This is a genomic window from Saccharopolyspora oryzae, assembly GCF_027853915.1.
Lineage (GTDB): Bacteria > Actinomycetota > Actinomycetes > Mycobacteriales > Pseudonocardiaceae > Saccharopolyspora > Saccharopolyspora oryzae.
Genome location: NZ_JAQGLA010000052.1, coordinates 22,769 through 36,598, shown reverse-complemented (window position 1 = coordinate 36,598; position 13,830 = coordinate 22,769). Strand labels below are relative to the sequence as shown.

Genomic DNA, 13,830 nt, shown 5'->3' with positions numbered 1-13,830 from the left:
GCCGTGCGGATCGAAGCGGACCTGGACCGCTGCGCCGGAGCCGGGCAGTGCGTGCTGAGCGCGCCGACGTGGTTCGACCAGGACGAGGAGGACGGCCGGGTGATCGTGCTGGCCGCCGAAGTGGACGGGAGCGGCGCTGAGGAGGTGCGCGAGGCCGTCCGGTTGTGCCCGGCGCAGGCACTCGCTCTGGTTGACCAATGAGGTATCACCAGTAGTAATCGATCAAAGCCTTGCGATCGCGATGTTCATCCGGTGTGGTGTAGCAAAACGCCACTGATGGAGGTACTTCGTGGACACGCAGTCGTGGTGGGCGAAGGGCGTGGACATCGGCCAACCGAGCTCGGCTCGTGTCTACGACGTGCACCTGGGCGGCTCGCACAACTTCCAGGTGGACCGGGATCTGGCCGAGAAGGCCGCGCAGATGATGCCGACGCTGCCCGCGGTGCTGCGCGCCAACCGGTCGTTCCTGCGGCGGGCGGTGCAGCACCTCGCCGAGCGCGGGGTGCGCCAGTTCCTGGACCTGGGTTCGGGCATCCCGACCGTCGGCAACGTGCACGAGATCGCCCAGCGGGTCGATCCGGACAGCCGGGTCGTCTACGTCGACCGCGATCTGGTCGCGGTGGCGCACAGCCAGGCGATCCTGCGCGACAACGACCGGGCGGTGGCGGTCCGCGCCGACTTCCGCGACGTCGACGAGGTGCTCGCCACCGACGAGGTCCGCTCGATGCTGGACTTCGACGAGCCGATCGCGGTGCTGTTCTTCGCCGTGCTGCACTTCGTGCCGGACAGCGACGACCCGGCGGGCATCGTGGCCCGCTACACCGAGCAGCTGTGCTCGGGCAGCTACGTGGCGATCTCGCACGCGGGCAGCGACGGCGTCGACGAGCCGCGCAAGCAGGCGTCAGAGCTCTACAGCGAACGCATCGGCGGGTTCTTCCTGCGCTCCCACGCCGAAGTCGCCCCGATGTTCGCCGGCCTGGAGCTGATCGAACCCGGCCTGGTCGACCTGCTCGACTGGCACCCGGATCCGGGGGGAGCCGTGGCACGGCGAGCCGGACACCACCGGCCCCGGCGGCGTGGGCCGCAAGCCCTGACCGCACGCGTGTAGAAGCGGCGCCACCTCCCCCTCTCCTGGAGATGGCGCCGCTTCGGCGCGTTGACTCGCCACCGTGCAGCTTGCTGGTCGAGGCGCGCGGTTCACAGGGGATTTGGTCCCTGGACAGGGTCACTTAAGCCAATCTTGATCTCCGGCCCGGAGCAGCGCGCGCACTTCGCGGGCAGCGGCCCGGCCCGCGCGGTTGGCGCCGATCGTGCTCGCCGACGGCCCGTACCCGACCAGGTGCAGCCGCGGCTCGCGGACCGCGCGAGTGCCGTCCAGCCGGATGCCGCCGCCGGGGCCGCGCAGGTTCAGCGGTGCCAGGTGCGCGATCGCCGGCCGGAAACCGGTGGCCCACAGGATCGCGTCGGCGCGCTGCTCGCTGCCGTCGTCCCAAGCGACCCCACCGGCGGTGATCCGCTGGAACATCGGCAACCGGTCGAGCACACCGCTCTCGCGCGCCGCGATCACCGCCGGGCTGTTGGGCAGCCCGGTCGCGCTGACCACGCTGCCGGGCGGCAGGCCCTCCCGGACCCGGCGCTCGACCTCGGCGACTGCGGCGCGACCGTCCTCCGGCGTGAACGCGGCGTCGGTGAAGTGCGGAGGTCGCCGCGTCACCCACGTCGTCCCGGCGACCTCGGAGATCTCCAGCAGGTGCTCCACCGCGGAGATGCCGCCGCCGACCACGACGACGTGCTGACCGCGGAACTCCTCCGGGCCGCGGTAGTCGGCAGTGTGCAGCTGGCGCCCGGTGAACAGGTGCTGGCCGGGGTAGTGCGGCCAGAAGGGGTTCTCCCAGGTGCCGGTCGCGTTGATCACCGCGCGCGCCGCCCACGTCCCCGCCGAGCTCTCCACCACGAGCCGCTCGCCGCCATCGCGGACCGCATCGACCTTCACCGGCCGCAGCACCGGAAGCTCGAGCTCCTGCTCGTAGCGGCCGAAGTACTCCGAGACGACCTCCGAGGCGGGGCGCGCGCCGTCGGTCGCCGGCAGCGCACTGCCCGGCAGGGAGTGGATGCCGTGCACGCCGCCGAGGCGCAGCGACGGCCAGCGATCCCGCCAAGCGCCACCCGGGCCGGTGCCGCGGTCGAGCAGGACGTGGTCGGTTCCGCTCCGCTGCAGGTGGTACGAGGCGGTCAGCCCGGCCTGACCGGCTCCGATCACCACGACGTCGATGAGCTCCACATCCGGCAGAACAGCTCGCGAGCCGGATTCTTCCCGCTGCCGGAGTGGTCTGGGCCACCCATTAGCACTTTTGGCGGATACGTCCAAGAGGGGGAGACGCAAGACACCCCGGGGTCCCTTTAATTCCACCGAAACAAAGGCCTACGATTGTTGGTGCAAGCACGGTTCCCCAAACCTTCTTCCGTTCGTCCTGCCCGCTGTTGCGGTCGGGTGCTCTTGCGCGCGCGTGCGGAAGACGGGGAGGTTCGCAGAAGGGAGGCAAGAAGTGACAACGGTGTGGGTGGCCCTGGCGGCTGAGGCGGTTGTTCTGCTGGCGGTGGCGGGAGCGATGGTCAGGTGGGTGAGCCGGCCTCAGGCGGGTGCCCCTGACCAGGCGATCGAGCCGGTCGGCCCGGTGGCCGAGCAGATCGCCTGAGCGGACGCGCGCGCGGGCTCGGCGGTCGGTTCCGCTCGGGCCCGTAGTCCTTCGGACCGGTGGTCGGCGGAAACTGTTCCAATCGTCGGCCAGCCGGTTTTCGTTACACAATTCCTCGCGGATTTTTCGCGTTATTCGGCACGTTCCCCTTTCCCGTTTTCGGGCATGATCCATTCGTTCCGTAATGGTTCGGTCGCGGACGGTGTCGAAGCGATCGGCATGTGATGCGGCACATGCCCGAGCTCCGCGCCGAGCTGCCCGATAAGGTGACCTGAACGAGGTTGAACCACCTATCGGGAAGGGCATCCGTGACTCCAGCCGAACAGACCCGCGGTCGGCAGCGGAGCGCTGCGGCGCTGTCCCGGGCCGGCGCCGGATCGACGCTGGCCAACTACCGGGCCTTCATCGAACGCGCGGTGCGCAAGCCCAACCTGGTGGGTGCGGTCGCCCCCAGCTCGCCGAGCCTCGCCCGCGAGATGGCGTCCGTGGTGCCGACGTCGGGCACGCCGGTGGTGGTGGAGCTCGGACCGGGCACCGGAGCGCTCAGCGGCGCGATCGCCGAGCGGCTCCCCGAAGGCGGCCGCCAGGTCGCCATCGAGCTGGACGGCGGCATGGTCGAGTACCTGCGCGCCGAGCTGCCGTGGCTGGAAGTCGTCCAAGGCGACGCGGCCCGGCTCGGCGATCTGCTCGGCGAGATCGGCATCGACAAGGTCGACGCGGTGGTGAGCGGCCTCCCGTGGTCGATCTTCCCCGCGGAGCTGCAGCGCGACATCCTGAACCAGGTCGGTTCGGTGCTCGCCCCCGGCGGCGCCTTCACGACCTTCGCCTACGTGCATGCCCTGGGCATGACGGGAGCCCGCCAGTTCCGCCGCCGCCTGGACCTGGCCTTCGACGAAGTCCTGACGACCCACACGGTCTGGCGAAACGTCCCCCCAGCCCGAATCTACGTCTGCCGCCGCCCCAACCAGAACTGACGACCTCGAAGGCTCCGACGTGGGGCCATCAGTCGTGCGTACTTTGGGGTGCCATCACGCCCCAAAGTGCTCACGAAACCTGCGCAGCCCTGGCGACCGGTGATGTTTGCTCTGCGCCACTTGCGGTCAGTCGACTGCCGTTCCTCGTGCGCACTTTGAGGTGCTATTGCGCCCCAAAGTGCGCACGACTGTATCCATATCGCTGGTTCGCGTCTCTACAAGTACATGAGTCTTGTTATCAGCGAACCAGATCTGGCGGAGTGGGAGCTGCTGAACCGCGCGCAACACGCCGTCTTTACCCGCGAGCAACTGAGGAAGTTCGGGATCAGTCACGACGCTGTGCGGGCCAACATCAGGGCGAAGCGCTGGCAGCGTGTCCATCGTGGAGTGATCGCCTTGTTCAGCGGTCCGCTCTCGCGCGCCGCCAGAATCAGCGCCGCGCTGCTGTACGCCGATCTACCTGCCTCGCTCAGTCATCGGACTGCTGCGCAGGAGTGGGGATGGCTGAGGAAGGACGGCGGTCCGATCCACGTCACGGTGCCCTATGGGACTTCTGCGGTGCCGCAGGAGGGTGTTGTGATCCACCGCAGCCGCGCTTTCCGGCACATCGTCGTTGCCCGTGATCCACCACGAACCTCACGCGCGGACACTGTCATCGATCTGGCTGTTGCGGAACCCGACGAGAGGTCAGCTGAGCGAACTCTGCTGACCGTGGCCTCTGCGAACGGAGTAGCCGCCGACGAGATCAAAGCTCAGCTGGCCGCAAGACCCGCATACCGCTACCGGACCGCGCTGGATCGCGCTGTTCGGTTGCTGGGCGAAGGCCTCACTTCGATGCTGGAGACCAGGTACTTCCTCGACGTCGAGCGGGCGCACGGCATTCCTCGGGCGCTGCGCCAGGTGCCGGTTTCGGTGTTCGGGCGAAAACTCTTGGAGGACTGCAGTTACGAGAGCGTCGGGGTCCCGCTGATCGTCAGGCTGGACGGGCGGGCGTATCACAGCGATGCCGAGACGGCCTTCCGAGATCGGAGGAGGGACAACTCCGCTGAGCTCAGCGGAATGGCGCGACTCGTCTACGGGTGGCAGGACGTCGATAGCAACCCTTGCGCGGTCGCACGGGAGGTCACGACAGTGCTGCGCAGGGAAGGGTGGCAGGGACCGATGAAGAGGTGCCGCAAGTGCCTGGGAACGTGAGTGTTTTGGGGCGCTAGAGCACCCCAAAACACTCACGACCTCACCGCACCAACCGCAGCGGTGCATGCTTGGTGTGTGCCGATGGGAACGGGCCCGGTGCGCTTGTGGCGCACCGGGCCCGTTCGGTACTGCACCCGCCGGATCGGCAGGGGATCAGGAGCGGATCATCTTGCGGAGGACGTACTGCAGGATGCCGCCGTTGCGGAAGTAGTCCGCTTCACCGGGGGTGTCGATGCGGACCTTGGCGTCGAACTCCACCTTGGAGCCGTCGGCCTTGGTCGCGGTGACCTTGACCGTCTCCGGGGTCTCACCGTCGTTGAGCTTGGTGATGCCCGCGATGTCGAAGGTCTCGGTGCCGTCCAGGCCCAGCGACTTGGCCGACTCGCCCTCCGGGAACTGCAGCGGGATGACGCCCATGCCGATCAGGTTCGAGCGGTGGATGCGCTCGAAGGACTCGGTGATAACGGCGCGGACCCCGAGCAGGCTGGTGCCCTTGGCCGCCCAGTCGCGCGAGGAACCGGAGCCGTACTCCTTGCCGCCGAGCACCACCAGCGGGGTGCCCTGCGCGGCGTAGTTCTGCGCGGCGTCGTAGATGTACGCCTGCGGGGCGCCTTCCTGGGTGAAGTCCCGGGTGTAGCCGCCCTGCACGTCGTCCAGCAGCAGGTTGCGCAGCCGGATGTTGGCGAAGGTGCCCCGGATCATCACCTCGTGGTTGCCGCGGCGGGAACCGTAGGAGTTGAAGTCCTTGCGGTCGATGCCGTGCTCGGTGAGGTACTGGCCCGCGGGCGAGTCCGGCTTGATCGCACCGGCCGGCGAGATGTGGTCGGTGGTGACCGAGTCGCCGAGCAGCGCCAGCACGCGAGCACCGGAGATGTCGGTGACCGGCGCCGGGTCCATCGCCATGCCCTCGAAGTACGGGGGCTTGCGCACGTAGGTGGACTCCGCGTCCCACTCGAAGGTCTGACCCTCCGGGGTGGGCAGCGAACGCCAGCGCTCGTCGCCCTTGAAGACGTCCTCGTAGGACTTGGCGAACATCTCGTTGGTGATCGCCGAGTCGATGGTCTGCTGGACCTCCTGCGGCGACGGCCAGATGTCGCGCAGGTAGACCGGCTTGCCCTCGGGGTCGGTGCCCAGCGGGTCGTTCTCGAAGTCGAAGTCCATCGAACCCGCGAGCGCGTAGGCGATGACCAGCGGCGGCGAGGCCAGGTAGTTCATCTTGACGTCGGGGTTGATCCGGCCCTCGAAGTTCCGGTTGCCCGACAGCACCGAGACGACCGACAGGTCGTTGTCCTGCACCGCGGCGGAGATCTCCTCCGGCAGCGGGCCGGAGTTGCCGATGCAGGTGGTGCAGCCGTAGCCGACCAGGTGGAAGCCCAGCTTCTCCAGGTACGGCCAGAGACCGGCCTTCTCGTAGTAGTCGGTGACGACCTGCGAGCCAGGGGCCATCGAGGTCTTCACCCACGGCTTGCGGGTCAGGCCCTTGTCCACCGCGTTGCGGGCCAGCAGCGCCGCGCCCAGCATCACCGACGGGTTCGAGGTGTTGGTGCAGGAGGTGATCGAGGCGATCACCACGGCACCGTGGTCGAGCTCGAACTCGCCCAGCTCGTCGGAGGACACCGTGACCGGCTTGGAGATCCGGCCGTGCGAGCCGTTGGCGGCCGAGACGACGGCCGGCGCGGACTCGTGGTGGGTGACCGCCGGGGCGTCGCTGGCCGGGAAGGACTCCTCGCCGGCCTCGTCCACGGCGCGGTCGTCAGCGGTCTCGACCTTGACGTAGTCGGTCAGCGTGTTGCGGAACGACTGCTTGGCCTCGGAGACCACGATCCGGTCCTGCGGGCGCTTCGGGCCGGCGATGGACGGGACCACGGTGGACAGATCCAGCTCGAGGTACTCGGAGTACTCCGGCTCGTGGCTCGGGTCGTGCCACAGGCCCTGCTCCTTGGCGTAGGTCTCGACCAGGGCGACCTGGTCGGCCGGACGGCCGGTGAGCTTGAGGTAGCGGACGGTCTCCTCGTCGATCGGGAAGATCGCCGCGGTGGAGCCGAACTCCGGGCTCATGTTGCCGATGGTGGCGCGGTTGGCCAGCGGGACCGAAGCCACGCCGGAGCCGTAGAACTCGACGAACTTGCCGACGACGCCGTGCTTGCGCAGCATCTCGGTGATCGTGAGGACCACGTCGGTGGCGGTGGCACCGGCCGGGATCTCGCCGGTCAGCTTGAAGCCGACCACGCGCGGGATCAGCATCGACACCGGCTGGCCGAGCATCGCGGCCTCGGCCTCGATGCCGCCGACGCCCCAGCCCAGCACGCCCAGGCCGTTGACCATGGTGGTGTGCGAGTCGGTGCCGACGCAGCTGTCCGGGTAGGCCTGGCCGTTGCGGGCCATGACGGTGCGGGCCAGGTGCTCGATGTTGACCTGGTGCACGATGCCGGTGCCCGGGGGGACGACCTTGAACTCGTCGAAGGCGCCCTGGCCCCAGCGCAGGAACTGGTAGCGCTCCTTGTTGCGGCCGTACTCGAACTCGACGTTGCGCTCGAAGGCGTCCGGCTTGCCGAACACGTCGATGATCACCGAGTGGTCGATGACCAGCTCGGCCGGAGCCAGCGGGTTGACCTTGGAGGTGTCGCCGCCGAGATCGGCGACGGCCTCGCGCATGGTGGCGAGGTCGACCACGCACGGCACACCGGTGAAGTCCTGCATGATCACCCGGGCCGGGGTGAACTGGATCTCGGTGGACGGCTCGGCCTTGGCGTCCCAGTTGGCCAGCGCGCGCACGTGGTCGGCGGTGATGTTCGCGCCGTCCTCGGTTCGCAGCAGGTTTTCCAGGAGGATCTTGAGGCTGTAGGGCAGCCGCTGGGCCCCGTCGACCGCGCTGAGCCGGAACACCTCGTAAGAGGCGTCGCCGACGTTCAGCGTGCCGCGGGCGCTGAAGCTGTCCTTGCTCGCAGGTGCAGTCACGTTCAACTCCATCTCGCGACGGGCGCAAGTTCGGGAACGATTGCGAGTCTCGCGCACGTCGGCCGAGCGTGCGCGCAGAACCCGCTCTCTTCGACGCTAACAGTACGCTTGTCCTGCAATGGCTCTCAACTAAGGGTTGGCAAACTCTCGATCACATGTACCACTCCGTGCAAAACCGCTGTTTTTCCGGGGGTTCCCACGGATTGGGACGTCGGTACCGGAATCGGGTTCAGGACGGTCGGGGACGCGTGCTTCGATGGGTGGGTGCGCAACCTGACCAGCAATGCGAAGTCCGCCGGGGTGGCGGTCGCGATCGCCTCCGCGTTCTGCTTCGGCGGATCCGGACCGTTCGCCAAACCTCTCATCACCGCGGGGTTCAGCCCGCTGCAGGTGGCGTGGTTGCGGTTGGCCGGTGGCGCGCTGCTGATGCTGCCGTTCGCGCTCCGGCACGCGGCGGCCGCGAAGCAGGTGCCCAAGCTGCTCATCGCGTACGGGTTGTTCGCCATCGCCGGTGTCCAGGTCTTCTACTTCGCGGCGATCGCCAGCGTGCCGGTCGGGGTCGCGCTGCTGATCGAGTTCCTCGGACCGGTGCTGGTGCTGGGCTGGATCCGGTTCGTGCGGCGCAGCCCGGTGAGCCGCTCGGCGGCGATCGGCGTGGCGATCGCGCTGGTCGGGCTGGCGTGCGTGGTGGAGCTGTGGTCCGGGCTGAGCTTCGACCCGATCGGCCTGCTGCTGGCGCTGGGCGCCGCGGGCTGCCAGATGGCCTACTTCCTGCTCTCCGACAGCGGTCCCGAGGTGGACCCGTTCGCCCTCGCCGGCTTCGGCCTGCTGCTCGGGGCTGTCGTCGTGACCTTGATCGCGCAGCCGTGGGACATGGACTGGTCGATGCTGCTCGGCGACGTCGAACTGGCCGGCAGCCAGTTCCCGGCGCTGGTGGCGGTGGCCTGGATCGTCGTGGTCAGCACGGTGGCGGCGTACCTGACCGGCATCATCGCGGTCCGCCGGTTGTCGCCGCAGGTGGCCGGAGCCGTCGCGTTCCTGGAACCGGTGGTGGCCACCCTGCTGGCCTGGGCGCTGCTGTCCGAGGCGCTGGGGCCGATCCAGCTGCTCGGCGGAGCGCTGATCCTCGCCGGTGCCTACGTCGCCCAGCGCTCCGCTCCGGCGAAGGTCCAGGAGGCGGAGCTCGCCGGGGTGCGGTCCTGATCCGCCAGCACCGCCTCGCTGTTCAGCGGAACCGCAGTTCGGCCGCGGTGATGGTGTTGAGGTGCAGCAGGATGTCGTAGGACCTGCCGAGGGCCACCGGGTATTCGCCGGCTCCTGGCTTGGCGGGGTTGGAATGACCGCCCATGTACTGCTCGAGGCTCGTGCCGGGTTCGGGCGCCATTCCGGCGTAGCGCTCGGTGAACTCGCCGGCCGGCCCGCGGAGCTGATCGGGGTGTCCTGCACCGATCTGCGGGCTTCGGGATCAGCGGGCTGCGCGCAGAGCGGAGCCGACCAGGTTGACCAGAAGCTTCTCGAGGAGGGCGATGGCCACGCCGGTCAGGACGGTGGTGAGGAACTGGGGCATCGTGCAGGTTCTCCCGGTATCGCTGGTGCGTTCAGGTCCGACTGTCCGCCGGCCGGGTTAGCCGGGCTCCAGCCGGAGGTGTCGAAGAGGTGAACCGGGGCGTAACAGTGCAGGTCAGACGGTTTTCCGCGACCACTTCTGCCACACCAGCACCGCCAGTGTCGCAGCGATCGACGTGGCCGCCGCGATGCCCCAGTGGTGCGGGAGCAGAGGACTGCTGCCGAAGAACTGGCTGACGCCGGGCAGCTGCACGAGGCCGAACAGCACCACCAGCGATCCCGCTCCCGCGGCGAGGACCAGCGGGGTGCGGCCCCGCACCGCGAGGGTCTGCGCCAACTGCGCGGAGACCAGCGCGACCAGGCCGGTGGTGCGGGCTTGCGCGGCGGTGGACAGCGGCCGGGCGAGCTGCCAGGCGCGTCCGGCCGCACCGGCCGTGGCCGCGGCGCGGGCGTAGACGTCGTGCGCCAGCGCCGTGCCGAGCGAAGCCTCCGGTCCCTCGGCGAGCAGCTTCTCCGGGGTGGCGTGCGGCGGTGGCCGCACCGCGATCGCGATGGCGGGCATGATGTCGGTGAGCAGGTTGACCACCAGCAGCTGGCGGGCGTTGAGCCCGGCCGCGGGGCTGATCAGCCCGGTGCTCAGCGCGTAGCCGATCTCGCCGAGGTTGCCGCCGAGCAGGATCGACAGCGCGTCGCGCACCGACGTCCACATCCCGCGGCCTTCGACGATGCCATCGGTCAACGTCTCGATGCGGTCCTCGGCGACGACCAGGTCCGCGGCCTCGCGCGCGGCCGGGGTGGCCCGGGAGCCGAACGCGATCCCCACCTGGGCCAGGTTGATCGCCGGGACGTCGTTGGCGCCGTCGCCGGTCATCGCCACCACCCGGCCGCCGGCCCGCATCCGGCGCACGATGCGCGCCTTCTGCGCCGGGCTGACCCGGGCGAACACCGAGATCTTCGGCAGCTCGCCGGTCAGCTGCTCGTCGTCGAGCTGGTCCAGCTCGGCTCCGGTGAACACCCGCTTCTCGCCGAGCATGCCGAGCTCGGCGGCGATCGACTCGGCGGTGCTGGGGTGATCGCCGGTGATCATGATCACGTCGACGCCCGAGCGGCTCAGCTGCGAAACCGCTTCGGCCGCGGCCGGGTGCACCGGATCGGCCAGGCCCAGCAGGCCGACGAGCTCCAGGTCGTCCACATCGGACTCGGCCAGATCGGTCGCGGCGGAGGGAGCGGCGCGCTCGGCCACCGCGAGCAGCCGGTAGCCGTCCATCGCCAGCCGCTCGACCTCGTTCTCGACCTCCGCCCGCGCTTCGGCGTCGAACACCTCGCTGCCCTCCGGGCGCCGCCAGCTGACGCACCGTTCGAGCACGACCTCCGGGGCGCCCTTGACCGACAGCAGGCCGTCGGTGCGCACCGCGTGGAAACCCCGCGACGGTTCGAAAGGCAGCTCCGCCAGCACGATTCCGTCCGCAGCGACACCAGCGGCGCGCGCCCCGTCGAGCACCGCCTGGTCGGTGAGGTGGGGGAGCGGGTGCTCGTCGGTCGGCCGGGGCGTGGCCCGCACTCCAGCCGCCACGACCTCCCGGTGCTGTTCGTCGAGGTCCGAAGTGGACTGAGCGGTGCGGCCGTCGGAGACCTGCCCGAGCGCGATCCGGCCCTGGGTGAGGGTGCCGGTCTTGTCGAAGCACAGCGCGTCGACCCGGCCCAGCGCCTCGATGGTGGCGGGACTGCGCACCAGCACGCCGCGGCCGGCCAGGCGCCGGGCCGCCGCGAGCTCGGCGAGCGTGGCGACGAAGGGCACCCCTTCGGGGACGGCGGCCACCGCGAGCCCGACGGAGCGGGCGACGGTCCGGCCCAGCGGCACACCGCGCAGCAGGTCGGCGGCGAACAGCGCACCGCCCGCTCCGATGGAGACGGGCAGGATCTTCTTCGTCAGCTCGCCGAGCCGGGCCTCGACGCCGTTGCCGGTCTCCGGTGCGCTGGTCTGGGCGGTGCGCCCGAGCTCGGTGCGCGTGCCGACCGCGACGACGACGGCGGTGCCGGTCCCGCTGGCGACGGCCGTTCCCTGGTAGAGCATGCAGGTGCGGTCGGCGACCACGGGTGCGGTGGTGGCGGCGATGTCCTTGACGACCAGCTGGGACTCGCCGGTGAGGCTGGACTCGTCGACCTCCAGGCCGTCGACGGACAGCAGCCGGGCGTCGGCGGGCACCCCGTCGCCGGCGCGCAGCTCGATGACGTCGCCGGGCACGAGCTGGTCGGCCGGGACCACGTCGGTGGTGCCTTCGCGCTTGCGCCGCGCGGGCATCTGCCCGGCATCGAGCAGCCGGGTCAGCTCCCGGTCGGTGGTGACCCGCTGGACGCCGTCGACCAGCGCGCTGGCCAGCAGAACCCCGACGATCAGCGCCGCGTCGACCACCGATCCGAGACCGGCGGAGATGACCGCACCGGCGCCCAGCACCGGCGTGATCGGGGTGATCAGGCCTTCCACGGTCGCCCGGGCCACTCCGGGCCGCGGGCGGTCCCGTTCGCGGTCCTGGCGCCGGCTGGCGGCGATCGACTCGCTCAGCCCCCGTTCCGAACTGGCCAATGTGGACAGAGCTGCGTCCGGGGGCATGGCGTGCCAAGGCGTTCGCTCCTGCGGGACCGGGGGAGCGCGGTTGGCCGCGCACATCCCGGCCCAGGTGCCGGTGATCAGCGCCGACAAGGTCGCCGCTTGCACCGGCATCGAAGCGCGCCCCGGCGCCCCGAGTGCAGGGCCGAAGGCGGCGAACAGCGCTCCCAGGCAGGCACCGGCGACCGACAGCAGGACCGCGTTGCGGCTGGCCGAGCGGGCGTTCTCGGTGGCGGCCAGCAGCAGGTGGACGACGTCGGCTCGCGGGCACAGCACATCAGCGCCCCAAGGGGCGTGGTCCGGTGTGGACAGTCCGAGGCCGACGTCTGCCGCGGCCAACGCGGCGTTTGCCCGGGCCGAGACGACCGCGACCACCGCGCCGTCGGCCTGCAGCCGCCGCACCGAACCGGCCAGCCGGTTCCCCCCGGCCACGACCTGGTCGAACGGAAGCCGGTGGTCCAGGCGGCTGCTGATTCCGGCCACCACCGCCGCCCCGTTCTCCCGGGCCGTTTCGACCAGCGCTTCGGCGAGCGGATCGAGCTCTTCGACGACGTTGGCCAGGGCCACGACCTCGCCGCGGTGGCGCAGCACCACCGCCGAACCGCGCGCGGACGCTTCCGCGGCGGCGCCGCGAGCGGCGTCCGGGAGGTGTTCCGGTACGGGGCCGGTCGACCAGTCGCCGAGAACCTGCTCGGCCGTCGGGTCCTGCAGATCGATGAGTCGGCTCGCGCGGGCGAAAAGCTCCGCGACGTCGGCCTCCGAGTCCAGCGGGACGACGACGTCGAGCGAGCGACGGCCGGTGAGCAGCGCAGGGGCGTCGAACACGACGGTGTCGACGCGGTCGAGCCGCCGCAGCGCGTCGGGCTCCAGGACGAGCCCACCGCGGGCCGAGACCGCGGTGGACAGGTGGGTGGCGAAGCCCTCGCGCCCGGACTTGGCCGGACGCGGCACTCCGGCCAGCAGCATGGCCAGCGCGCGCTGCGGGTTGCGCGTGGCGGCGAGCACGGTGCCGTAAGCGGCCAGGGCTGTTCCACCGGAGACGCTCGCGACCCGCTCGACAGGTCCGCTCGGAACCGGTTGCGGGCGCGGCTCGACGACCACCGGATCGCACCGGTGCACCGAACTCCGCTCCCACTCGTGCCAGGCCTGCTGCCGGGCGAGCGTCTCGCGCGAGGCGCAGAACCGGCCGCACAAGTGGGTGAACACGCCGAGCGGGTTCCGGGACAACCCGTGCGAGACGGCGCCACCGAGCACGAGCAAGCTGTCCGCCGGTGCTCGGCCGAGCTTGCGCTCCAGACCGTTGCGCAGCCACGGCACGGAGTCGACCAGCGAGATCACGGCGGGGAACAGCGGTGGCACCGTGCGCACCGGCAGCAGCGAGGCCGCTGCGGAGTAGCCGAGCCCGGCCAGGCTGATGACCAGCGCTGCCGCGTCGCGGAGCACCGGTTCGGTGTTGGCCGGGTGGGCGGTGCTGCGCGGGGACATCACCGCGTCGTCCAGACCGTGCTCGTGCTCGGCCTCGGAGATCAGCCGCGACAGCTCCGCGATGTCCACCACGTCGGGATCGTGCTCGACGACCACGCGTCCGAGCACGCTGTTGACCTCGGCGCTGCGCACGCCGTCGGCGGCGAGGACCCGGGCTTCGATTTCGCGCGCGGCGGCCTCGGAGCCGGGTTCGTGCACGCCCCGGATCTCCAGGTGGCTGCGGCGTCGGCCGGCCCAGACCCGTCGACCGGTGGGAGCGGCCGCCTTGGTGCGGGCTGCGTGCAGCACCGGTGCGGCGACCTCGGCTGCTTTGGTGAGCAGCCAGCCCAGTGGCATCGGCGGTTCCTCG

10 protein-coding genes are annotated in these 13,830 nt (G+C 70.4%); 6 read left to right on the top strand and 4 right to left on the bottom strand.

Annotation, left to right across the window (positions count from 1 at the left end; all coding sequences use genetic code 11):
- The first annotated feature begins 3 nt into the window (after positions 1–3).
- Together OU415_RS25300 and OU415_RS25295 are read left to right on the top strand one after the other, a co-directional pair.
- Positions 4–201 carry a ferredoxin gene (locus OU415_RS25300; protein ID WP_270951692.1) on the top strand — a complete coding sequence of 66 codons (198 nt, stop codon included), beginning with the start codon at positions 4–6 and terminating at the stop codon, positions 199–201.
- Positions 202–289: 88 nt separating this feature from the next.
- Positions 290–1,108 carry an SAM-dependent methyltransferase gene (locus OU415_RS25295; RefSeq protein ID WP_270951691.1) on the top strand — a complete coding sequence of 273 codons (819 nt, stop codon included), beginning with the start codon at positions 290–292 and terminating at the stop codon, positions 1,106–1,108.
- 117 nt (positions 1,109–1,225) lie between these two features.
- Here the strand turns inward: OU415_RS25295 and OU415_RS25290 are convergent, their stop codons facing one another.
- Positions 1,226–2,281: an NAD(P)-binding domain-containing protein gene (locus OU415_RS25290; RefSeq protein WP_270951690.1), complete on the bottom strand. Its 1,056-nt coding sequence runs from the start codon at positions 2,279–2,281 to the stop codon at positions 1,226–1,228.
- Between the two features lie 265 nt (positions 2,282–2,546).
- On the opposite strand from OU415_RS25290, the gene OU415_RS25285 reads away from it, so the two are divergent.
- The 3 genes from OU415_RS25285 (at position 2,547) to OU415_RS25275 (ending at position 4,864) form a co-directional block, all read left to right on the top strand.
- The gene (locus OU415_RS25285) at positions 2,547–2,696 is read left to right on the top strand and encodes a hypothetical protein (protein ID WP_270951689.1); all 150 of its coding nucleotides are present in this window, start codon (positions 2,547–2,549) and stop codon (positions 2,694–2,696) included.
- 416 nt (positions 2,697–3,112) lie between these two features.
- Positions 3,113–3,670 carry a class I SAM-dependent methyltransferase gene (locus OU415_RS25280; RefSeq protein ID WP_270951708.1) on the top strand — a complete coding sequence of 186 codons (558 nt, stop codon included), beginning with the start codon at positions 3,113–3,115 and terminating at the stop codon, positions 3,668–3,670.
- Positions 3,671–3,895: 225 nt separating this feature from the next.
- Positions 3,896–4,864 carry a hypothetical protein gene (locus OU415_RS25275; protein WP_270951688.1) on the top strand — a complete coding sequence of 323 codons (969 nt, stop codon included), beginning with the start codon at positions 3,896–3,898 and terminating at the stop codon, positions 4,862–4,864.
- A 153-nt stretch (positions 4,865–5,017) separates the two neighbouring features.
- Here the strand turns inward: OU415_RS25275 and acnA are convergent, their stop codons facing one another.
- Entirely contained in the window at positions 5,018–7,834 is a 2,817-nt protein-coding gene (gene acnA / locus OU415_RS25270) for an aconitate hydratase AcnA (protein WP_270951687.1), read from the bottom strand.
- Positions 7,835–8,086: 252 nt separating this feature from the next.
- On the opposite strand from acnA, the gene OU415_RS25265 reads away from it, so the two are divergent.
- Positions 8,087–9,025 carry an EamA family transporter gene (locus tag OU415_RS25265; protein ID WP_270951686.1) on the top strand — a complete coding sequence of 313 codons (939 nt, stop codon included), beginning with the start codon at positions 8,087–8,089 and terminating at the stop codon, positions 9,023–9,025.
- Between the two features lie 22 nt (positions 9,026–9,047).
- Here the strand turns inward: OU415_RS25265 and OU415_RS25260 are convergent, their stop codons facing one another.
- Positions 9,048–9,206, bottom strand: coding sequence for a hypothetical protein (locus OU415_RS25260; protein ID WP_270951685.1), 159 nt, complete (start codon positions 9,204–9,206; stop codon positions 9,048–9,050).
- A 297-nt stretch (positions 9,207–9,503) separates the two neighbouring features.
- Positions 9,504–13,817 carry a cation-translocating P-type ATPase gene (locus OU415_RS25255; protein ID WP_270951684.1) on the bottom strand — a complete coding sequence of 1,438 codons (4,314 nt, stop codon included), beginning with the start codon at positions 13,815–13,817 and terminating at the stop codon, positions 9,504–9,506.
- Positions 13,818–13,830 lie beyond the last annotated feature (13 nt).